Annotated in this window: 19 protein-coding genes and 2 pseudogenes; 8 read left to right on the top strand and 13 right to left on the bottom strand. The window is 66.8% G+C overall.

From position 1 onward, the window contains the following. Positions 1-64: 64 nt before the first annotated feature. From ABZ386_RS23730 to ABZ386_RS23715, 4 genes and pseudogenes are all read right to left on the bottom strand, one after another. Positions 65-2,527 carry a hypothetical protein gene (locus ABZ386_RS23730; RefSeq protein WP_358965765.1) on the bottom strand — a complete coding sequence of 821 codons (2,463 nt, stop codon included), beginning with the start codon at positions 2,525-2,527 and terminating at the stop codon, positions 65-67. Positions 2,528-2,560: 33 nt separating this feature from the next. Beyond that, positions 2,561-2,828 (bottom strand): annotated as a pseudogene (locus ABZ386_RS23725) (hypothetical protein); the annotation flags it as partial. A 62-nt stretch (positions 2,829-2,890) separates the two neighbouring features. After that, entirely contained in the window at positions 2,891-3,391 is a 501-nt protein-coding gene (locus ABZ386_RS23720) for an NUDIX domain-containing protein (RefSeq protein ID WP_358965763.1), read from the bottom strand. 35 nt (positions 3,392-3,426) lie between these two features. Further along, positions 3,427-4,785: a tetratricopeptide repeat protein gene (locus ABZ386_RS23715; RefSeq protein WP_358965761.1), complete on the bottom strand. Its 1,359-nt coding sequence runs from the start codon at positions 4,783-4,785 to the stop codon at positions 3,427-3,429. 224 nt (positions 4,786-5,009) lie between these two features. On the opposite strand from ABZ386_RS23715, the gene ABZ386_RS23710 reads away from it, so the two are divergent. From ABZ386_RS23710 to ABZ386_RS23695, 4 genes are all read left to right on the top strand, one after another. Next, positions 5,010-5,759: a hypothetical protein gene (locus ABZ386_RS23710; protein ID WP_358965760.1), complete on the top strand. Its 750-nt coding sequence runs from the start codon at positions 5,010-5,012 to the stop codon at positions 5,757-5,759. A gap of 77 nt (positions 5,760-5,836) precedes the next feature. Next, positions 5,837-6,748: an aminoglycoside phosphotransferase family protein gene (locus ABZ386_RS23705; protein ID WP_358965758.1), complete on the top strand. Its 912-nt coding sequence runs from the start codon at positions 5,837-5,839 to the stop codon at positions 6,746-6,748. After that, on the top strand, positions 6,749-7,444 hold the full coding sequence (locus ABZ386_RS23700; protein WP_358965756.1) for a class I SAM-dependent methyltransferase: 696 nt from the start codon (positions 6,749-6,751) through the stop codon (positions 7,442-7,444). 30 nt (positions 7,445-7,474) lie between these two features. Continuing rightward, positions 7,475-8,053 carry an HAD domain-containing protein gene (locus ABZ386_RS23695; RefSeq protein ID WP_358965754.1) on the top strand — a complete coding sequence of 193 codons (579 nt, stop codon included), beginning with the start codon at positions 7,475-7,477 and terminating at the stop codon, positions 8,051-8,053. A gap of 65 nt (positions 8,054-8,118) precedes the next feature. Here the strand turns inward: ABZ386_RS23695 and ABZ386_RS23690 are convergent, their stop codons facing one another. The 4 genes from ABZ386_RS23690 to ABZ386_RS23675 all read right to left on the bottom strand — a co-directional run bounded on the left by ABZ386_RS23690 (position 8,119) and on the right by ABZ386_RS23675 (position 12,670). Beyond that, positions 8,119-9,813 (bottom strand): mobilization protein, encoded by a 1,695-nt coding sequence (locus ABZ386_RS23690; protein WP_358965753.1) that lies wholly within the window; start codon positions 9,811-9,813, stop codon positions 8,119-8,121. Further along, positions 9,803-10,408, bottom strand: coding sequence for a hypothetical protein (locus ABZ386_RS23685; RefSeq protein ID WP_358965751.1), 606 nt, complete (start codon positions 10,406-10,408; stop codon positions 9,803-9,805). The genes ABZ386_RS23690 and ABZ386_RS23685 overlap by 11 nt, the downstream gene beginning before the upstream one ends. Positions 10,409-10,725: 317 nt before the next feature. Continuing rightward, positions 10,726-11,910, bottom strand: coding sequence for a DUF3631 domain-containing protein (locus ABZ386_RS23680; protein ID WP_358965832.1), 1,185 nt, complete (start codon positions 11,908-11,910; stop codon positions 10,726-10,728). A 565-nt stretch (positions 11,911-12,475) separates the two neighbouring features. Continuing rightward, positions 12,476-12,670 carry a helix-turn-helix domain-containing protein gene (locus ABZ386_RS23675; protein WP_358965749.1) on the bottom strand — a complete coding sequence of 65 codons (195 nt, stop codon included), beginning with the start codon at positions 12,668-12,670 and terminating at the stop codon, positions 12,476-12,478. Positions 12,671-12,790: 120 nt separating this feature from the next. On the opposite strand from ABZ386_RS23675, the gene ABZ386_RS23670 reads away from it, so the two are divergent. Together ABZ386_RS23670 and ABZ386_RS23665 are read left to right on the top strand one after the other, a co-directional pair. Next, positions 12,791-13,294, top strand: coding sequence for a helix-turn-helix transcriptional regulator (locus tag ABZ386_RS23670; protein WP_358965747.1), 504 nt, complete (start codon positions 12,791-12,793; stop codon positions 13,292-13,294). A gap of 21 nt (positions 13,295-13,315) precedes the next feature. Beyond that, positions 13,316-14,470, top strand: coding sequence for a site-specific integrase (locus tag ABZ386_RS23665; protein ID WP_358965746.1), 1,155 nt, complete (start codon positions 13,316-13,318; stop codon positions 14,468-14,470). A 7-nt stretch (positions 14,471-14,477) separates the two neighbouring features. Here ABZ386_RS23665 and sodN read toward each other — a convergent pair whose 3' ends face one another. Next, positions 14,478-14,873: a superoxide dismutase, Ni gene (sodN, locus tag ABZ386_RS23660; RefSeq protein ID WP_003992892.1), complete on the bottom strand. Its 396-nt coding sequence runs from the start codon at positions 14,871-14,873 to the stop codon at positions 14,478-14,480. Here sodN and sodX point away from each other — a divergent pair. Further along, positions 14,872-15,318 (top strand): annotated as a pseudogene (gene sodX / locus ABZ386_RS23655) (nickel-type superoxide dismutase maturation protease); the annotation flags it as partial. The gene sodN and the pseudogene sodX overlap by 2 nt on opposite strands. Positions 15,319-15,335: 17 nt before the next feature. On the opposite strand, the gene ABZ386_RS23650 reads toward sodX, so the two are convergent. Next, on the bottom strand, positions 15,336-15,995 hold the full coding sequence (locus ABZ386_RS23650; protein ID WP_351342333.1) for a CGNR zinc finger domain-containing protein: 660 nt from the start codon (positions 15,993-15,995) through the stop codon (positions 15,336-15,338). A gap of 89 nt (positions 15,996-16,084) precedes the next feature. Between ABZ386_RS23650 and ABZ386_RS23645 the strand changes: the two genes are divergently transcribed. Next, positions 16,085-16,855: a class I SAM-dependent methyltransferase gene (locus ABZ386_RS23645; RefSeq protein ID WP_351342335.1), complete on the top strand. Its 771-nt coding sequence runs from the start codon at positions 16,085-16,087 to the stop codon at positions 16,853-16,855. A 65-nt stretch (positions 16,856-16,920) separates the two neighbouring features. Here the strand turns inward: ABZ386_RS23645 and ABZ386_RS23640 are convergent, their stop codons facing one another. From ABZ386_RS23640 to ABZ386_RS23630, 3 genes are read right to left on the bottom strand one after another with little or no spacing between them, the layout of a single operon-like run. Next, the gene (locus ABZ386_RS23640) at positions 16,921-17,682 is read right to left on the bottom strand and encodes an amino acid ABC transporter ATP-binding protein (RefSeq protein WP_114255251.1); all 762 of its coding nucleotides are present in this window, start codon (positions 17,680-17,682) and stop codon (positions 16,921-16,923) included. Continuing rightward, positions 17,679-18,620 carry an amino acid ABC transporter permease gene (locus ABZ386_RS23635; protein ID WP_355717664.1) on the bottom strand — a complete coding sequence of 314 codons (942 nt, stop codon included), beginning with the start codon at positions 18,618-18,620 and terminating at the stop codon, positions 17,679-17,681. The genes ABZ386_RS23640 and ABZ386_RS23635 overlap by 4 nt, the downstream gene beginning before the upstream one ends. Positions 18,621-18,652: 32 nt before the next feature. Further along, positions 18,653-19,603: an ABC transporter substrate-binding protein gene (locus ABZ386_RS23630; RefSeq protein ID WP_114255253.1), complete on the bottom strand. Its 951-nt coding sequence runs from the start codon at positions 19,601-19,603 to the stop codon at positions 18,653-18,655. Positions 19,604-19,782 lie beyond the last annotated feature (179 nt).

Genomic DNA, 19,782 nt, shown 5'->3' with positions numbered 1-19,782 from the left:
TAGAACTAGCGCGCTGAAGCTTAGCAGTAGGGGGGGGGGGGGGGGGCGGATTGAATCATGACGGCTAAAAATCCATGAGGTCTCTTTCTGTAAGGATTTCGGCGTTACCAAGTTTCTGCGCCTGCGCTTCAAACGCATCAGTCACGGGTCGCGTAGTCGCGAACACAATCTTCGTAGGTGGTGTTACGCTCATCCCTCGAAGAGTTTTGAATTTTGCGATATCCTTAGCCTGCAGCGGCTCAGTCTTGCATTCTCCAAAAATCACTTCACCGTCGAGAATGCAGGCAATGTCCATCTCTCTCTTACCACTGCTGCCCGGAAAACCCACGAGATCCATCTCGGGGACAAAGTGGAACGCAGTTTTCGAGCGAGCCTTGAGGGAATGTAGCGCCAACGCCGTCACGTGTGAGTTATGGACGTAAAAGAGCCGCACCGTCTCTGCCAGCCTGTAGTACCAGTGTGGCAGTGCAGGCTCCCTCCAGTGGCTTACCGTGAACTGTTGGCGAAGGTCGCAACGGACACATACGAACTCGTTAGAAAGCGAGTCGAAACTATACCAAGCAGATGCATCACATCTCTCGCATCGGAAAATATAGCCGCGCTCAATGATTCGCTTTCCCACGAGGTCGTCAACGAGGGAAGCGGCAGCCTCTTCGCTCCCCATACTCAAAGTAAACGCATTTAGGTTCAGGTAGCTGCGCTGCTCATCAGCGCTTTCGCTGAGGCAGATCACGCTGCCGCGCTCACCAGGAGTCTCTGAGAGTTGAATGCCTTTTGCTTGCTTCTTTGTCCAACTGAACTTATCAAGGATGTCACGAGTGTCTGGTGACTTGATAAAACGCCCCAGATGGTCGAGTCCACCAAAGCGACGAAGGGTGTCCATGAAGTACTTACCCTTGTCGGAATATTTCACCGTGACATCCGCGTCCTCAAAGTAGGCAGCGAAAAGACCCATCTCATCCGGCATTTCAATCTTAGGGCGTACGAGCACTGCATCCAGCTCATTGCCAAAGATCATCGAGTTTGGGCACTGATATACGATACCGTCTTCAGCTACACGAGACTCAGTCGTTGAGTTGTGCAAGTTGACGATTCTAGGACCCAGTTTTGGAAGAGAGGGCGGCTGATAACCTTCAATTCGTAGCGAGGTGAGCCAGTAATGATCTGGTAGTCTAATTTCGCTGAAATTCTTGACTGTGGGCGTCTCGAACTGGCTGACGCTTTTTCCGTCAACAAAGGTCATGCTGTGATGGTTTGCGTAGTTGTTCGTTTCGAACACGCGCAAGATGCATGATGTGGAAACCGATTCCATCGGAATGCAGTCGATATGAGTGCTTACTTCGCTGGCTGCGAAGTAGGAGCAGCGGGCCACTTGAGTTCGATAGGCCACCAATTGCCTTCGGTTCAAGCTCGCACTACATAGCTGGATTCGCTTCTCGTGGTGCCCATATTCGATGAGCTCATAAGCGAGATTAACGAGCGCTCGGACAGCATTCTCCTTTAGGGTGAATGGGCGCGGTTCCTCCTCCTTCTTGCGCTGGATGCGTCGCTCATTCAAAGCCTTATTGCACGCTCGCAGCCATTTAAGGGGCAGCCACCGAACACCCTCATGTAGCCGGGAAAGTGAGTAATACAAACAAAAGTCCTCGACCGTGTCTCCGAGAACAAGGACAACCGGCTCCTTATAATCCATGTGACGATCGGCCCTGTAGTACTGACCGAGGTGCAACATACTCAGACCAAATGGAGTGTTGGGTAGGAAGTCATCATCGAGTCGCGGCTCTTGATCTTGAATGGCAGCAGACGCCAGACGTGAACCACTAACATGCTTCAGGACATCCAGGATTGCATAGTTATCTGGCAGGGGTTTTGCGATGAATCCGGCTTCAGCGTAATGATCCTCACTGGCTACTCCCGTCTCAGAATGAACGAGGAGTTTCAATGTCAGGTCTTCAATCTGCGGGGCGAGCCTTACCAGGCCAATATGGCGCGTTGAGGCAGAAATAATCTTAGCGATCTTCGTGAACGGATACCCGAAGCCTGATTTACGCGTCAAGTGCGTGTCGATCGCGTCAGTGAAGTGAAAAGGGCTGAGTCTGTAGATCAGCTCCTTATCCAGAGCATCGCTTATGGTCAGCTGATCCACCCTCGATTGGGCTGCGCTGCCTGAAAACCATTCTTCAAAATGATCTGCGGGGTTCCCCTTGGAATCCCAGGACTTCTTGTACTGCTCCTTCGTCGCTTTGTACTGGTTCGGGTCGGCAACTGCAAGGTCACTGAATGTCAAGTCGAAGACTGCGAGGTGGTCGGGGTTGTACGCTTTCAGAAGCTCCCAGAACTTATCCGCAATGGATATCCCATCTGTGGGAATAATCAAGAAGTAGCGACCACCCCACATTTCTGACGCCTTGGCGATGGCGCCGTCTACGGCAGTCTTCCAGTACTTACTTTTCCCGTTGATGAAGATGGCGCAGCGAGGCGGGCGCACCGTGGCGGTGATGTTTTGGTAGGTAACCTTTTCGCCCACGTTGTCTCCTCGGATAAATTACGCCACCCACAACTATATATGACCCGTCACTTTTTGTGCTAGGGGTGTTGTTGAGTGAAGCTTATTCTTGACGGAGCATGCCATGAGGAAGTCTTCGTGGATGTCGGCCCTGCGTTCCCAGCGCATGCGCAGACGTCGGAAGCCGTGCAGCCACGCAAAGTCCTCTCCACGACTCAGCGGTAGGTGCCGCGCGGGCGATTGCGGGCACGATGCCTCGGGCGCGGACCTGGGCGCGGTAGATGTCGTAGCCGCGGTCGGCGAACAGCGAGCCCGGCTTGCGTCGGGAAGTGCAGGAGGAGCTTTAACGCCGTTCCCTTCAGCCCATGAGAGGTATCGCCGTTCCTATTGCCAGCCGTCGAGGGAGACTTCCGGACCACCAACGAGGTAGCGCTTGAGGGCACTGGCGGTGGTGTCCACGAACTCCGCGGGGATGGCGTCGGTATCGACCCAACAAACCTGGGCGTGCTTGCGCGGCTCACGGTTCTCGGGTTCCCCGGTCCAGTCGTGGGCAGTGAAGACGACGGTGAGGAAGCCGTTGGGTGCTTCGACGCCCCAGGCGCCGTGGATGATGTGGGCGACCTTGAGGGCCTCCGGCTTCACTGTCAGGCCGGTCTCTTCGTACAACTCGCGTACGGCGGTTTCCGTGATGGGCTCGCCTGGTTCGCTCTTCCCGACGGGGAGATCCCACATGCCCTGGGCGAACTTGGCCTTCTGGCTGCGCTGGAGGAGGACGACGCGGTTGGTGGACTTGTCGTGGACGATGACGGCGGCGACCAGCAGGGTCATGGATTCGAGGGCGGGCGGCAGGGCTTTGGGCTGGTCGTCGGTTGTCCGCTGAGCCACGGCTGGTGTCCCTTCGTCGGCCGGATGGTGGCAGCTTAGGCCAGTGCTTCGCGTGCGCGGCGGGCGAGTTCGGCGGCTCCGGGCACTTTGCGGCGCTGGTAGATGGAGAGGGTGGAGCGGAGCGAGGTAATGGCCTTGCGGGTGCGGTCGGAGGTCATGCCTTCCATGAGGGTCAGAGCCTGGGACCAGGCGGCGACGGCTTCGTCGGCGCGAGCCTGGGTGGCGAGGCTGTCACCGAGGTCGGCATAGGTGAGGGCGTGGACGCGCTTGTACTTCTTAGGGTCCCAGCGCACCAAGGCATCGCGGTGTTGCTGCTCGGTACCGACGTGGTCGGCGAGGTCGGTCAGGGTACGGGCGGTGTGGCTGGCGACGGTGCCGGCTGCCGGGCCGCTGACGCGGGAGTAGCTGGGCTGGGGGCCGTCGTCGCGCAGCAGGGCGTCTTCGGCGGCGAGCAGGGCGCGGGCCGCTGCGGGCTTCGCGCCGACCGCGGCGTAGGCGCGGGCGTGGGTGATGTGCAGCAGGGCCTCGGTCTGGCCGTCGACGCGGCCCAGGCCGCGGGTGAGGGCTCCTTCGACGAGGTCGACGCAGTGGTGGGGTTGCTTGAGGCTGAGGGCTTGGTGGGCGAGGGCGCGCATCATCCAGGCGGCGTGACCGCGCGGGTCGGCTTCGCAGGCGAGTTGGTAGCCGACTTGGTAGTAGCGCTGGGCTGCGCCTTCTTGGCCGAGGTCGTGGTGCTTCCACCCAGCGAGGTATGCGAGTTCGGCGACGGCACCGAAGGCCGCTTGCCGTAAGGCTTCGTTTGGGAAGCGTCCGCGGAGCATGGGAGCGGCGGTGTCGGCGAGGTAAGCAGTGACCGTTGTCAGGCCATGGCCCCCGCCGAGGCGTTCGTCAGCTGCGCTGAAGGCGGCGGTGATCTGCCGTACGACGTCCACGTCCTCAATCCCGACCACTGAGCTGCCGGTGCGAGCCCGCAGCATGCGTGCCGTGGCCTCGTGGTCGTAGAAGAGCGGCATGGCCACGCCGGCCGTGGTGAACGCAGCCACGGCAAGGAAACGGCGGCGCTCAACATCGGCACGGCCCAGATCGGTGGCGGCCAGAACAGGATCAGGCTCCTCCGACACCGCTGTTTCGGGTGCTCGCAGGCCGATCTCGGCCAAGGTGATGGTGCGGCCTGCTCGGCGGGACAGCGCCTCCGCAAGGTACTGGCCGGTCCCTCCGGTCGGCTGGCGTGTGCCGTTCACCCAGTGGGAGACGGCCGACTTGTTGGTCTGGAGGATCTCGCCGTTCTCGGCAGCGATACGCCGGATGTCCTTCGCCAGAGCCTCGTAGGTGCAGCCGATCGCCTCGATGACGTCACGCAGGCGGGAGTTGGGACCTCTCGGCGCTGCTGCCACGATCGCCTCCGCTCCAGAGCTGTAAACCGCGTATACCGCTTCAACTGCCTTTCACGGTACCCACTGTGCGTGACGAAGAGTTCACTAATCATCAGCCGCCCGGCCCCGGTCCGACACCGCGACCAGGCTCCCCCTTCGGCCGGGCGGCCCCCGAAGTTCCGTACACCTACACCGGGTTCGGGCATTCCTGTGCCCGAACCCGGCCGATCAGAGACGGAGACACGGTGACCACCATCGACACCACGGCCATCACGGTCGAGCTGCCCGAGGCGTTCGACGAGCGTTGGAGCCGCCTGCCCGGCATCCAGGTCGACGGCCGGAGCATCGCCATCGACCCGGCCGAGTACTTCTTCCGCTTCGAGTCGAACACGTGGCTCGTCGCCGACTGGGAGCTGGTCAAGTCCCAGCTGCTGGGGGCGCAGGAGACCACCGAGAGCGCGGTCGAGCAGCTCGCGCTGGACTTCATCAAGGCTCACGCCGAGTCCACCTCGGACGCCGCCCGCGTGCTGTCCACCGCCTACGCGGTGTACGCGTACCTGTTCCGCGACGAGCACCTCGTCGGCCTCGGCCTGCCGCAGATCACGGCCGAGCACCTGCGGATGCTACGCGAGGCGGCCACGCTGATGGCGCTGAACAAGGTCGAGCTGGACGGGCACATCTCCAACGTCGGCCCGTGCTGGTTCTTCCCGGCCGCCACCTCCGTCGTCTTCGACCTGGACGACGAGATGGGCGGGATGCTGGACGAGGTCTACCACGGTGGCTGGTTCAACGAGCACCGCCGGATCGAGTCCATCAAGGCTCACGCCGCCCTCGGCGGCAGGCTCGTACACGGCTGCCAGTCCGTGCCGGACCAGACCGGTGGCGTCGTCGCGCCCTACGGTGCCTCGATGGCCGCCTTCCGTGACGACCTCGCGGCCTTCAAGGCCGGATGGATCGAGCAGATCTACGCCCACCGCGTGAGCCCAGCCGCGTAACACCGCACATCAGGCTCCGGGGCGGGCCGGCACCTCTCGCCCGCCCTGGACGCCCTCAACCTCCTTGGAGCCCCCACGTGACCGCGAACCCCAGCGCCGAACTCCTCGACAACCTGCTCACCGTGGCTGGCCGCGCCACCGCCGTGCGCGAGGAGGTGCGCGTGTGGTCCATGTCCGGGGTCGAGCGCCTGACCTTCCCCGACTCCACCACCGCGATCTTCAAGTACGCGAAGCGGCCCTTCGACAGCGAGGATCAAGCTCTCCGTCTGGCGCGCACGCTCGGCGTTCCCGTCCCGCAGGTCCACGCCTCCGCTGTCATGGACGGCTGGCTCGGCATGCTCATGGAGGACCTCGACCCCGCCGTCCGCGACGCCGACGACCTCGACGGCACCGCCGCGGCCGTGGTCCTGCACGGCACCCGCACAGCTCCCGCCCTGCCCGTGCTCGACCAGGCCCGGCTCCGCACGCTGCCGGACAGGGCCCTGGAGCACCTCGCCCGGCTCCGCAAGGCCGAGCGGTGGCAGGAGGCGGACGACATCGAGGACGCGCTCGATCGAATCGCCCAGGCCGCCGAGACCCGCTCGGCCGGTGCCACAGTGGCTCCATTCGGCTGGGTGCACTCCGAGTTCCATCCCACCAGCCTCCACATCAGCAGGCACGGCTGGCGGCTGTTGGACTTCGCCCGCGCCTTCACCGGCCCCGGCCTGCTCGACCTCGCCAGCTGGCACGGCACCCTCGACACCCCCGACCCCGTACGCCTCCGTGTCTTCCTGGAGCAGTACGTCACCGCTGGCGGCACCCCCGACGCCCTTGCCCGGCGCGGCGGGCTGACCGCCGAGAACTGGGCGCTGGGCTGGCACCGCATGTGGGCCGTCGAGTGGTTCATGGAGCAGTCCATCCGCTGGATCAACGACCCGGCCACCGACCCCGCGTACATCAAGGCCGTACGCCGTCACCTCACCGACGTGCTCCACCTCCTGGAGGTCTAGGTGCTCGCCCACGCTTCCCCCTGGTACGTCCACGCCCTACAACGCACCACGGCAAACCCTGCCGAGCCACTCTCGGTCCCCGCGAGGATGGAGTGGACCACCCGGCCGGGCACCGGACCCGGAGCCGAGATCCTCGGCCCGGACCTGCGCCGCAAACGACTGCTGGAACTCGGCTGCGGCCCCGGCCACAACGCCGCCCACCTCGCCACCCGCTACGGCGCAAAGGTCACCGGCGTCGACCTCGTCGGCTTCCAGGTCCGCCGAGCCCGCTCGCACTACGGTCGGCTGAACAACCTCACCTTCGTGGCGGGCCATGCCGTGCACTACCTGCAAGCCTCGGACGAGCAGTTCGACGCGGTTTACTCCGTCTTCGGCGCCATCGGGCTCGTCGCCCCCGAACTTCTGCTCCCGGCCATCGCCCAGCACCTCAAGCCCGGCCGCACTCTCGCCTTCTCCGTACCCCACCCGCAACGCGGCGGCCTCCGCCCGGCCACCGATGACCGGCCGCGCCGCGACTACGTCATCCTCCCCGACCTCACCCGACTACCCATCGCCCGCTGGGACTTCGACGCCAACCGCTGGGAGAAACACCTCGACCGTTCCGGCCTGTGGCTCACTTCGGCCCAGGAGTTCCACGACGCCCGCCACGGAGGCCGTTGGCCCACGACCCTGCTGATCACCGCGCGCAAACTCTGACCTTCACCCCGGCTCCCCTGGGAGAATCCGATGCGCCCGCCCTACCTGCTCCTCGACATCGACGGCGTCCTCATACCTTTCCCCGACGCGGAGGGCTCGACCCCAGCCACTCACGCCCGCCACGACGTCGTCCCCACTGGCCGCAGCGCCGACGACCCGGTCACCATCTGGCTCAACCCCGCCCATGGCCCCATGCTCATGGAAGTGATCCGCACCGGTATGGTCACGCCGGTCTGGTGCACCAGCTGGCGCCAAGACGCCGCCACTCTGATCGGACCGCTCCTCGGTCTCCCACCCCTGCCGCACGTCGATCTCCCGCGCCCCAAGATCACAACAAGCCACCCCAATGGCTACCTGTGGAAGCGCGACTACGTCGACGCGTGGCTGGCTGACGCCCCCGCTGTGTGGATCGACGACGATTTCACTGACCTCGACCACTCCTGGGCCGCGGAGCGCACCGCCCGTGGCGCGGCGACCCTGCTGGTTCAGCCTGATCCCCATGCCGGGCTGCAGGCTGAACACCTGGCCGAAGTCCGAGCGTGGGCCGGGCGGCTGCTCGCCGTGCGGACTGGTGCACCCGCTGCTCCGAGCGGAACAGAAGCAGCCTGACGCGAAGCCGTGGCAGAACAGTCGATGCCCCCGCCGCGCTGTATGGCGAGGGCATCCGACCGGGTTCAGCGGTGCCGACCACGTTCTTCGGGCGTCATGTTCACTGGTGTGGCCGGAGGACGTGGAGCGGCGGACATGGACGTCGTGCCGCTGATGGTGCTTTGCCTACGTGCTGCCTGAGCGCGCCTGTTCGGTTGAGCGGTGATGCGCCAGTTGAGGACTTCGGCGGGATGTTCGGCACTATCGAGCTCCCGTCGGGCGCCAACCTCGGACAGGAGGCGCCGGGGGTTGTGGCCGGCGGTCTCGGCGCGGGCGAGGGTCGTGGTCAGGGCTGGCCATGCAGGATCGGAGAGGACGCGGTCGGCGTGGTCGGGGAGGACTGCGCGTAGATCCTGCTCGAAGCGGCTGGCGGTTGTGGCGCGCGGTGCGCGCCGCGCGAGATCCGCCAAGACTGGCTGGGCGGCCTGCCGGTAACCGGCCTGCAGGTGGCGGAAGGCTTCCTCGGCCGCTGCGGCCTGCTGCTCGTGACCGCGCTGCTCATGCCACTTGGCGGCGGCGCGCGCCACGTGGAGCGCGGCGAAGATCAGGGCGATGGCGAGTCCGCCCGGATCGTGTGAGGCGTAGGCGAGTTCCTTGGCGGCTTCCCGCAGGGCGGTGGCGGCCTGGTGGTCGGCCCGGATCGCCGAGCGACGGGCGCTGTTGAACGCCCTTGCCGCGGCTTGCAGTTCTGCCCGGTGCCCACCGTTGGCAGTGAGGGCCAGGTTGTGCAGGGCGTCGCCGAAGGCATCCAGGTAACCCTGGGCCACAGCGTCGTCGCCCGATTCGAGGACGGCGTTGGCGTCGCGGATGGCGGTTTCGGTCCGGTGCCACGGTTCGGCCGGGTCCGCCACCGGTTGAGGGCGGTCGGCCAGGGTCTGGGTCTGGAGGCGTTCACACAGGCGGTTATAGGACAGGTCGGGGGCGAGGCTTGAGCCGCCGAACCAGATGGGCTCACCCCTGCTGGTGTCGCCGGGCGCGGCCAGGCTGTAGCCGGTCACCTCGCCGGTCTCGGGGCCGATGCGCAGCCTGACCTGGATGCCGAGCGAGCGCAGCACGTTGAAGTACTCGTCGATGCTGCGTACGGCAGCGGCGACCGCGTACGCCTGCTCGCGCAGCCACTCCCGCGCGGCCTTTTCCTGGCCTTGGCGCTCAGCCTTCGCGCGCTCGGCGCCGGTGGGGGTACGCGGGGCGGTGAGGTCGCCGGACTTCAGGCGGCGCAGCCCGAACTCGGCCTCGATTTTTCGGCATTCGCGCTGGGCTCGCCAACCGTCCCGATTCATACGGGGGCGGCGGCCGTCTGCGCGGACGGTGGTGGCCATGATGTGGATGTGGTCGTCGGCGTGCCGGACCGCGATCCATCGGCACGCCTTCTCGTCGCCGTCGGGGGCGATGCCCGTGGCGGCGACGACGCGGCGGGCGACCTCGGCCCACTCGGTGTCGGTGAGGTAGCGGTCGCCAGGCGCGGTGCGTACGGGGCAGTGCCACACGTGTTGTGGCGGCTTCTTGCCGCCCAGCTCGCGGGTGCGCAGGTCGACGTGGTGGTCCAAGCGCCGGGCGAGCTGGGTGTAGGTGGCGGTTGGGTCGCGGCCGGGGTCGGGAGCGCCGGCCATGTCCCAGGCGGCGACGATGTGGGGGTCCGTATGCTCGTCGCGCCGCCCTTTGCCGAAGAGGTAGTTGATCAGGCCGAGCGTGCTGGAGCCGGTGGAGACGTCAGGCACCATGACCGGCCCCTTCCGCCAGGAGCTGGTCCATCAGTGCGTAACTGGCCTGGGCGGCCTGCTCAATGCGGTCGAGGGCGGCCTCGGCGCGCTCGGGTATCGCGCCGGAGTGGACGGCTGCCGTGATCTGGTTGAGGTTGGTGCCGATCCGGTTCAGCGCCTTGGTGTGCGCTTCGATGGCCTCCACCAGCGGGCGGATGGGGTCGTCCTCTGGACTGCCGACCATGCCCGCCTTGCCGACGACGGCGAGGGCGGCGTCGCCGACGAAGCCGGCGAACTTCTGGCGGCGCCGTTTGGCCTCTGCGTCGATGAGGCGGACCGCCGTCGGGGTAAAGCGGATCTTCTTCTCCTGGTCGCGCTTCTCGGTGGTGCGCTTGCGGTTCATCCGGGCAGGCAGCGCGGGAGCGTCGGGCTCACGCCACGAGGGCTGCTCAACGGCGGCGGGCGGTTGAGGACGGGCAGACGGCTCGGCGTGTGAGGTGACGGAGTCGGCGACGGGCTGCTGGGGGCTGTCGGCGGCAGACGTGCTGCGGGGACCGTTCACCCCCTCCCCAGGCTCGTGTGCCCGCTGGCGCCCGGCCCCCTCTTCCTCCGCCACCCCAGGGGCGGGGGCAAGCGCGGACGAAGCCCCTTTAGGGGCTCGTTCGCTCCAGCTTGCTGCTGTTCGTCGGTCCCGGCTGAACCAACCCCAGCGGCGGGAAGAAATGGGGTTCGTGTCGTTCTCAGTGTGCATGGTGGTGCTCCGATGGGGAGGGGATGGGGCTGTGTCACGTCCGTCGCATCCGTCGCATGCCTGGTCAGCGCAGGTACGGACACGCGGGCAGGTACGGAGAGCTCCGTCCCGGCGAGAGAGTCCGTCCCCGCGCTGACCTGCGCGGGGACGGAGGCGACGAAGTGATACGGACCCCGGTGGTATCAGAGAGTGCGCCTGGGTCCGGCGGGGCTACCGGGCGGGCCGACGGGCAGCGTCCCCGCCGGGGCGGTGGGCGGCTTGCCCAAGGCCATGCGGGCAGGGGCAGTGCCGTGTTCGGGCTCGTGTACCGCCTCGACGAGGTCGGGGCAGTTGCGGGCCCAGGCATCCAGGAACCGGTTGCGCATGTACGCCTTGGCCTGCCTGCCCTTGTCGAACCGGTAGTTGGCCGGGCTGATGTTGAAGTCCCGCAGCAGGTTGCTCAGGTGGTAGGCGTTCAATCCTTTGGTGCCGTGCTCCGCCCACGGGGCCTCGGCGTCCTGCATCAGAGCGGCGACCAGATCCTGGGTGGCCAGGGCCTCGGGGTTGTCCGCCTGCGCGAAGATGCGATGGATGTCGCGCAGCAGCCGCGTCTTCAGACTGCTCTGCTCGTCCTGGACCGCCTCATGGCGGGTCATGGCCAGGCAGGCGGCACGAGCCTGGGCGGGCCAGTGGCCGCCAGCCAGGTCGGCGATGATGACCAGCGGCTCCCAGGTATCCGCCGCCCGGTCCTCCACCGGCATCTGCGGCACCATGCGGGCAGCCCGCCCGCGCAGCGGGCCCAGCCAGGCGGCCAGCTGATCACGCAGCGCGTTGAGTTCGGGCACCGAATACCGGGAGCGGAAGGGGGTGACCTTCTCGCCCGGCTTGCGCTTCTGCATCCGCAGCACCACCGCCCGGTCCATGACCGTGTCCGGCAGGTCGCCGATCCCTGCGATGGCGGCCATGGCGAAGGTGGGGAACGGGGTGGGTTTGTGCTCCGGACCGGAGATCCGCCAGGCGGGCCGGTTGCGCTGGTGCCCGGCATTCAGCAGGCCGCGCAGGATCTCACTGTCACCACTCGCCTTGGGGCTAAAAATGGTGTCCGCCTCGTCCACCAGCAGGGTGGGCGGGTTCTTGCCGATGACCCGGAAGATGACCGCCGGCGAGGTGTTCACCGTCATCATCGGCTGGTGCACGGTCTCGTGGAGCACGTCCAGAACCCGGGACTTGCCGCAGCCCTTCGTCGGGCTCACCACCGCCAGACGCGGCGCATGCTGCAGAGCCGTCTGGATGTGCGTGGCTGCAACCCACAGGGTGACCGCGGTCAGCGCCTCCTCGCTGGGCAGCACTACGTACTTGCCGATCGCTGCCCGCAACTCGTCCAGCAGCGCGACCCCGTCAGCAGCTACCTGGACCCCCGCGCCTTCATGGCCTGCGGTGACTGACCCGGCATCGGATGCCGCGATCTTGTGTTTCTCGGCCCGCTCCACGGGAGTGTCGGTCCCCGGCGGGACGTGGGAGCCGTTGTCCCGGTCCCCATTGCGGTCCCCTGGTGCAACGTCTGCGTCTTGGGGACCGGTCCCCTTTGTCACGCTGCTGGCCTGCGCGTTTCCACCGGATGCGGGTATCGGGACCGTGGCTTGCGGTGACAAGGGACCGGATGCGTCGCGGGGACGGTCCCCTGACTCAGCATCAGCGGAGTGCCGGTCCCCGCGGCTCCAGGGGATGCCCTCGCCGGGGACCGCAGTTGTGGGCCAGGCGGCGGGGGATGTGCTCGTGGTGGTGGGGGACGTAGAGTCCTCCATAGACGTTCCTCTCCGGTGAGGGACAGGACGGGCAAGGTCCCGCCCCTCACCAGCTCGTTCGTTCAGGGATGGGCGATCGGCAGGGGAATCTCCGGCCCTCGGCGTTGGCGCGCCGAGGGCCGTTGCTGTGTCCGGGGGCGCCGACGGCTCAGGAGGCCAGCCCCCACTCGTCTCGGCCGTCGATCAGAGCCCGCTCGTACCGCAGCAGCTCGGCCTCGGGGTACAGCACCCGCTTGCCGATCTTGATGCTGCGCGGTCCCTTCTCGATCTGGCGCCAGTAGCGGACGGTGCTCTCCGCTGTGCGGTAGCGCTCGGCGACCTCGGCGGTGGTCAGATATCGCATGCATTCCCAATCGACTAGTTGGCAATTCGGTCTGCATAGGTTGTACTCGACGATCGCCGGTTAGCCAAATCGGGAAGCTCATGTTTCAATTGGGAAAGCAACGGTCAGGATGGAGGTTCGATGGCAGGCGACAAGGTCGACGGTGGTGAGGTGCCGCTGCTCTACAGCGAGGGCAACATCGCCGCGCGGGTGGCACTGGAGCGCGAAGTCAGGGGGTGGAGCACGATCGAGCTGGCGGATCGGGTGTCCAAGGCCGGCGTCAAGATGAACCAGACCGCGGTCTGGCGCATCGAGAACGGCACCCCGCGCCGCCGCATCAATGTCGACGAAGCCCTCGCCTTCGCTCGCGTCTTCGAGCTGCCCCTTGAAGAGCTGATGTCCCCGCCGCTGGAAGGGCTGGACCTCGACAGCAGACGGCTCGTCCATGAGGCCGTCGAGGCGTACTACGAGACACGCGACGCCGAGGACCGCCTGCATCACGCCGTCGTCGGCATCGCCGAGCACATCCAGGCCCACCCCGACAGCTCTCGGGCCATCCACGAACAGTGCCTTCGCCTCATGGGCGAGGAGCGCGACGCCCGCACCCTCACCGAGTACATCGAGGGCGGCGGCTACTACCGATAACCAACCCAAGGGAGAAGCCACTTGGCCAACATCCAAAAGCGCCCCAACGGCAAATGGCGGGCCCGCTACCGCGACCTCGACGGCAAGGAGCACGCCCGCCACTTTGACCGCAAGCTCGACGCCCAGCGCTGGCTCGACGAGGTCACGGCCAGCATCGTGACGGGTCAGTACGTGGATCCTCGCGCCGGACGGATCACGTTCGAGAAGTACGCGAAGAAGTGGGAGGAGTCGCTCATCGCGAGCGAGGCGGGTGAGCGCATCACCGACAACGCGCTGCGGCTGCACCTCGTCCCGGCGCTGGGCTCCCGCGCGATGGCGGCGATACGCCGCAACGACCTCCAGGTGCTCTTCAAGAGCCTGTCGGAGCTTCTCGGCCCAGGCAGTGTGCGCAACGTCTACGACGTCCTCGTACGCCTCATGACCGCGGCCGTCGAGGACAAGGTCATCGCGTCCAGCCCGTGTCGCCGGATCACCCTCCCGCCCATGCCGGACGAGGAGGTCACCCCGCCCACGGTCGCGCAAGTCGAGGCCACGGCCCGCGTGATGCCGCCGTACATCCGCGCGGCGATCGTCACTCTCGCCGGATCAGGCTTGCGAATAGGCGAGTTGCTCGGCCTGAAGGTGTCGGACGTCGACTTCAAGGCGGGCACCATCCGCGTCGAGCGCCAGCGTCTCCAGTCCGGAAAAATAGGCCCGCCGAAGACGGCCAAGTCCCGGCGTACCGTCCCGGTCGGCGAAGTGGTCACCGACGCGCTCCTCGCGCACCTCGCGGCACGCCCCTCCAAGGAGTGGCTGTTCACGATGGAGGAAGGCGAGCCCCTCAACTACCGCCGCTGGAAGACGGAGTGGAACTGCGCCCGCAGGACCCTCCAGGCAGCGGAGAACGCGACGGCCGAACGCGAGGGCCGCAAGCCCGTCGAGCTGCCACACATGGTGACCCACGACCTGCGCCACTTCTTCGCCTCCGCCCTCATCGCAGGCGGGGCAAGTGTCAAGCAGGTCCAACTCGTCCTCGGCCACGCGTCCGCCGTCATCACGCTGCGGATCTACGCCCACCTGTGGCCGGGGGAAGAAGACCGCACCCGGACCGTCATGGACGCCGTACTCGGCGGCCTGCGGACCGGGTGCGGACCGGAAGACCAAGCGACCAAGGAAATCGCAGGTCAAACGGCATGATCCAAGATCAAGCCTTCTTGGTCTCCCAGAAGATCTTGTCGATCTGGGCGATGTAGTCCAGCGCCTTCTGTCCGGTCGCCGGGTCGGTGGAGCCCTTGGCGGCCGACAGGGCCTTCAGGGTGTCGTTGACCAGCTGGTGCAGCTCCGGGTACTTCTCGAAGTGCGGCGGCTTGAAGTAGTCGCTCCACAGCACCGAGACGTGGTGCTTCGCGAGCTCGGCACGCTGCTCCTTGATGACGGTGGCGCGGGCCTGGAAGTGCGGGTCGTCGTTTCCGGCCATCTTCTCCTGGACGGCCTTGACCGACTCCGCCTCGATGCGGGCCTGGGCGGGGTCGTAGACACCGCAGGGAAGGTCGCAGTGTGCGCTGACCTTGACCTTGGGGGCAAACAGGCGGGAAAGCATGGAGCATTCCTTCCTCGTGATCGTCTTCTCACAGGGGACATTACTCCTTGGGGGAAGGCTTTTCGCGAGTGCCCCCATGGGCTTAGGACAAAAGTCCGGGGTGAGACTGAGACTGGTGGAGGAAGAACCGGGGAGGTGCCGGGTGATGCCGGAGCTGTCGCAGGAGTCCGAGCGGGGAGGGCCGGCCGCGCCGTTCGGGGTGGCCGAGGTGACCGGGCCGTCCATGGTGCCCACCTTGTACCACGGGGACCGGCTGCTGGTGCATTACGGGGCCCGGATCAAGCCCGGTGACGTCGTCGTGCTGCGGCACCCCTTCCAGCAGGACCTGCTGGTCGTCAAGCGGGCCGTCCAGCGGCGCGAGAACGGCTGGTGGGTGCTCGGCGACAACGCCTACGCCGGCGGCGACAGCACCGACTACGGCGTCGTGCCCGACGACCTCGTGCTGGGGCGGGTCCGCTTCCGCTACCGGCCGCTCGGGTCCCGCCGGCGTTCGCCCTGGGCGCTGCTCGGCTGGGTGCTCTCGGCCGCCAGGCCGGTCTTCTCGGGCAGGTCGGGCCGGGCCGCCTCCAGGCGTTTGCGGGCCCGGTAGGCCGCGACGTTGGCGCGGGTCGCGCAGCGGTCGGAGCAGTAGCGCCGGGAGCGGTTGGTGGAGGTGTCGAGGTAGGCGTTGCGGCAGGGCGCTGCCTCGCACAGGCCGAGGCGGTCCACGCCGTACTCGGTGAGGTGGAACGCCAGGCCCATCGCCGCGATCGCCGCGTAGCCCGCGGTCGCGTTGGACGGGTGGTCCGCCAGGTGCATGTGCCACAGGGGACGGCCGTCGTCGTCGCGGAAGTCGTGCCCGGAGATCTGCGGGCTCACCGGGAACTCCAGCAGCAGTGAGTTCAGCAGGTCCACGGCGAGTTGCTCGTCGCCGCCGTCGGCCGCCTCGAAGACCGCGCGCAGCCGGGCCCGGACCGAGCGGAAGCGGGTCACGTCCGCGTCCGTGGCGCGGCGCGCCGCCGACTGCTGGCCGCCGAACAGATCACGGACGGCCTCGACCGACGTCAGGGCGTCCTTGCCCCGGGCCGGCTCCTCGGTGTTGACGAGGCGCACGGCATAGTCCGAGTAATAGGCCAGTTCCACTTGTAGTCCTTACGGAGGGGCTTTATTGTCGTGAGCGCGCACTTGTAACAGCTGATGGTGCTTCCAGGGTATTACGAGGGAGGGGCTCGATGACGGACGCGGACACCACCACCGCCACCGCCGACTGGCAGGCCTGGCAGAAGAGCTGGGACCGGCAGCAGGAGTGGTACCTGCCCGACCGCGAGGAGCGGTTCGCGATCATGCTCGACATGGTCGAGGCCGTCGTGGGCACCGCCCCGCGCGTGCTCGACCTCGCCTGCGGCACCGGCAGCATCACCGCCCGGCTGCTCGACCGGTTCCCTGACGCCACCAGCACCGGCGTCGACCTCGACCCGGCGCTGCTCGCCATCGCCGAGGGCACCTTCGCGAGCGACGACCGGGTCACCCTGGTCACCGCCGACCTCAAGGACCCCGACTGGCCCGCGAAGCTGCCGCACGACTCGTACGACGCCGTCCTGACCGCGACGGCCCTGCACTGGCTGCACCGGGAACCCCTCGCGGACCTCTACGGCCAGGTCGCGGGACTCGTCCGCGACGGCGGTGTCTTCATGAACGCGGACCACATGATCGACGACACGACGCCCCGGATCAACGCCGCCGAGCGCGCGCAGCGCCACGCCCGCATGGAACAGGCCAGGGAATCCGGCGTCCTCGGCTGGACCGAGTGGTGGCAGCTGGCCGCCAAGGACCCGGTCCTCGCCGAGCCCACGGCCCGGCGCTACGAGATCTACGGCGACCACGCGGACGGTGACATGCCGTCGGTGGCGTGGCACGCGCGCGTGCTGCGCGAGAAGGGGTTCGGCGAGGCCAGGCCGGTGTGGTGCTCACCCTCGGACACCCTGCTGCTCGCCCTGAAGTAGACCGCGCGACGGACGCGAAGGGGGCGGTACGGAGATCCCGTACCGCCCCCTCGCCGTGCGTACCGTCAGAGCACCTTGGAAAGGAACGACTTCGTCCGCTCGTGCTGCGGGTTGGTCAGCACCTCGCGCGGGTGGCCGGATTCGACCACCACACCGCCGTCCATGAAGACCAGGCTGTCGCCCACCTCGCGGGCGAAGCCCATCTCGTGGGTGACGACGATCATCGTCATGCCGGACTCGGCGAGGTCGCGCATCACGTCCAGGACGTCACCGACCAGCTCCGGGTCGAGCGCCGAGGTCGGCTCGTCGAACAGCATCAGCTTCGGGTCCATGGCGAGGGCCCGGGCGATGGCGACGCGCTGCTGCTGGCCGCCGGAGAGCTGCGAGGGGTAGTTGCCCGCCTTGTCGGCCAGGCCCACCCGGTCCAGCAGCTCCAGGGCGCGCAGCCGGGCCTGGCTCTTGTTCACGCCCTTGACCTGGACCGGCGCCTCCATGACGTTCTCCACGGCCGTCATGTGCGGGAACAGGTTGAAGCGCTGGAAGACCATGCCGATGTCCCGGCGCTTGCGGGCGACCTCGCTGTCCTTCAGCTCGTAGAGCTTGTCGCCCTTCTGCCGGTAGCCGACCAGCTCGCCGTCGACGTACAGGCGGCCGGCGTTGATCTTCTCCAGGTGGTTGATGCACCGCAGGAAGGTCGACTTGCCGGAACCGGACGGTCCGATGAGGCAGAACACCTCGCCGGACTTCACCTCCAGGTCGATGCCCTTGAGGACCTCGACGGGGCCGAAGGACTTGTGGACGCCCTCGGCCTTCACCATGGCGGTCATGCGGTGCCTCCCGTCGTCGACGAGCGGTTGGACAGGGACAGCACGTTCGCCTTGATCTTCTGGAACGGCGTGGCCGGGAGCGACCGGCTCGAACCACGCGCGTAGTACCGCTCCAGGTAGTACTGGCCGACGCTGAAGACCGAGGTCAGCAGCAGGTACCAGGCAGCCGCCAGGAACAGCATCTCGGCGGGGGCGCCGGAGGTCTGGCCGATGTCCTGGGCGGCGCGGAGCAGTTCGGGGTACTGGACGACCGAGACCAGCGAGGTCGTCTTCAGCATGTTGATGACCTCGTTGCCCGTCGGCGGCACGATCACGCGCATCGCCTGCGGGATGACGATCCGGCGCAGCGTCCTGGTGTGGCTCATGCCCAGCGCGTGCGACGCCTCGGTCTGGCCCTCGTCGACCGAGAGCAGACCGGCCCGGCAGATCTCCGCCATGTACGCGGCCTCGTTGAGGCCGAGGCCCAGCAGCGCCGTCAGGAACGGGGTCATGAAGTCCGACCACTCGTCCTTGTAGAACGGCCCGAGGTTGATGTACTCGAAGACCAGGCCCAGGTTGAACCAGACGATCAGCTGGACCAGGACCGGGGTGCCGCGGAAGAACCAGATGTAGAACCACGCGATCGACGAGGTCACCGGGTTCTTCGACAGGCGCATCACGGCGAGCAGGACACCGCCGATGATGCCGATCGCCATGGACAGGACGGTCAGCAGGAGCGTCTTGCCGACGCCGTCCAGGATGCGGTCGTCGAAGAAGTAGTCCGGGATCGCGTCCCAGTTGATCTTGCCCTGGGAGAACGCGTAGACGATGCCGCCCAGCAGGGCGAGGGCGACGACGGCGGAGACGTACCGCCCGTAGTGCCGGACCGGGATGGCCTTGATGGCCTCCGGGCCGGACGGGGGCGTGTCCGCCGCCGTCTTGTCGATGTCAACAGTCACGGGTGTTGCCTTTCAGTGCCGCTGCGTCGCGGTCACTTGCCGCCGTTGATGGTGGCTTCCTTGACGGCGCCGTCCGTGACGCCCCACTTCTTCATGATCTTGTCGTACTCGCCGTTGTCGATGATCGCGTCCAGCGCGGCCTTGAGGGCGTCCCGCAGCTGCGTCTGGTTCTTGGCGACCGCGATGCCGTACGGCGCGGCCTCGACCTGCTCGCCGACCAGCTGGAAGTCCTTGCCGCCGCCGGAGGTCTTCACGGCGTACGCGGCGACCGGGAAGTCGGACGAGCCGGCGTCGGCACCGCCCGCGCGCAGGCGGGTCTGGGCCTGCTGGTCGTTGTCGAACGGCTCGATGGCGATCTTCTTGCCGGCCGGGCACTTCTTCGACTCGGCCTTGGCAAGGTCCTCGGAGACCGTGCCGCGCTGCAGCACGATCTTCTTGCCGCACAGGTCGGACCAGGTCTTGATGCCCTGGTCGTCGCCCTTCTTGGTGTAGATCGAGACACCGGCGGTGAAGTAGTCCACGAAGTCGACGCCCTCGCCGACCTTCTTGCCGGTGTCGGAGTCGATGCCCTCCTGGCGGTCCTTGGTGTCGGTCATCGCGGACATGGCGATGTCGTACCGCTTGGAGCGCAGACCCGTGATCAGCGTGTCGAAGGTGCCGTTCTCGAACTGGAAGTCGACCCCGAGCTGCTTGCCCATGGCGGCGGCGAGGTCCGGGTCGATGCCGACCGTCTTGCCCGAGCTGTCCTTGAACTCGACCGGGGCGTAGGCGATGTCGGAACCGACCTTGATGACGCCCTTGTCGCGGATGGCCTTGGGCAACTTGTCGGCGAGCGGGGCCGAGGCCGCCGTGTCGCTGGACCCGTTGTCCTTGGTCTGGTCACCGCAGCCGGTGAGCATCAGCGCGCCTGCGACCGCGATCGCACCGACCGCTGCTAGCCGGGAGCGGGCGGCGGTCGTACGACGGGTGGAGCTTGCGGTCATGGTGGGTTCCTCCGGCGGATGGGTGGAGTTGCCGATGGGGCGGGACGCCGCCGATGGGTTCGGCAGCGCCTGGACTGCCGGCGGTGCCGGCAGTGCCGTGGACTGCCGAGGGGTCGGCAGTGCCGTGGACTGCCGAGGTTCGGCAGTGCCGTGGGTCGACGAGAACACACGTCTTCGAG

Source organism: Streptomyces sp. NPDC006140, from assembly GCF_040628815.1.
In the GTDB taxonomy this organism is placed as follows: domain Bacteria; phylum Actinomycetota; class Actinomycetes; order Streptomycetales; family Streptomycetaceae; genus Streptomyces.
Note: the sequence above shows the minus strand (reverse complement) of the source record. Positions and strands in the feature narration are given on the sequence as shown.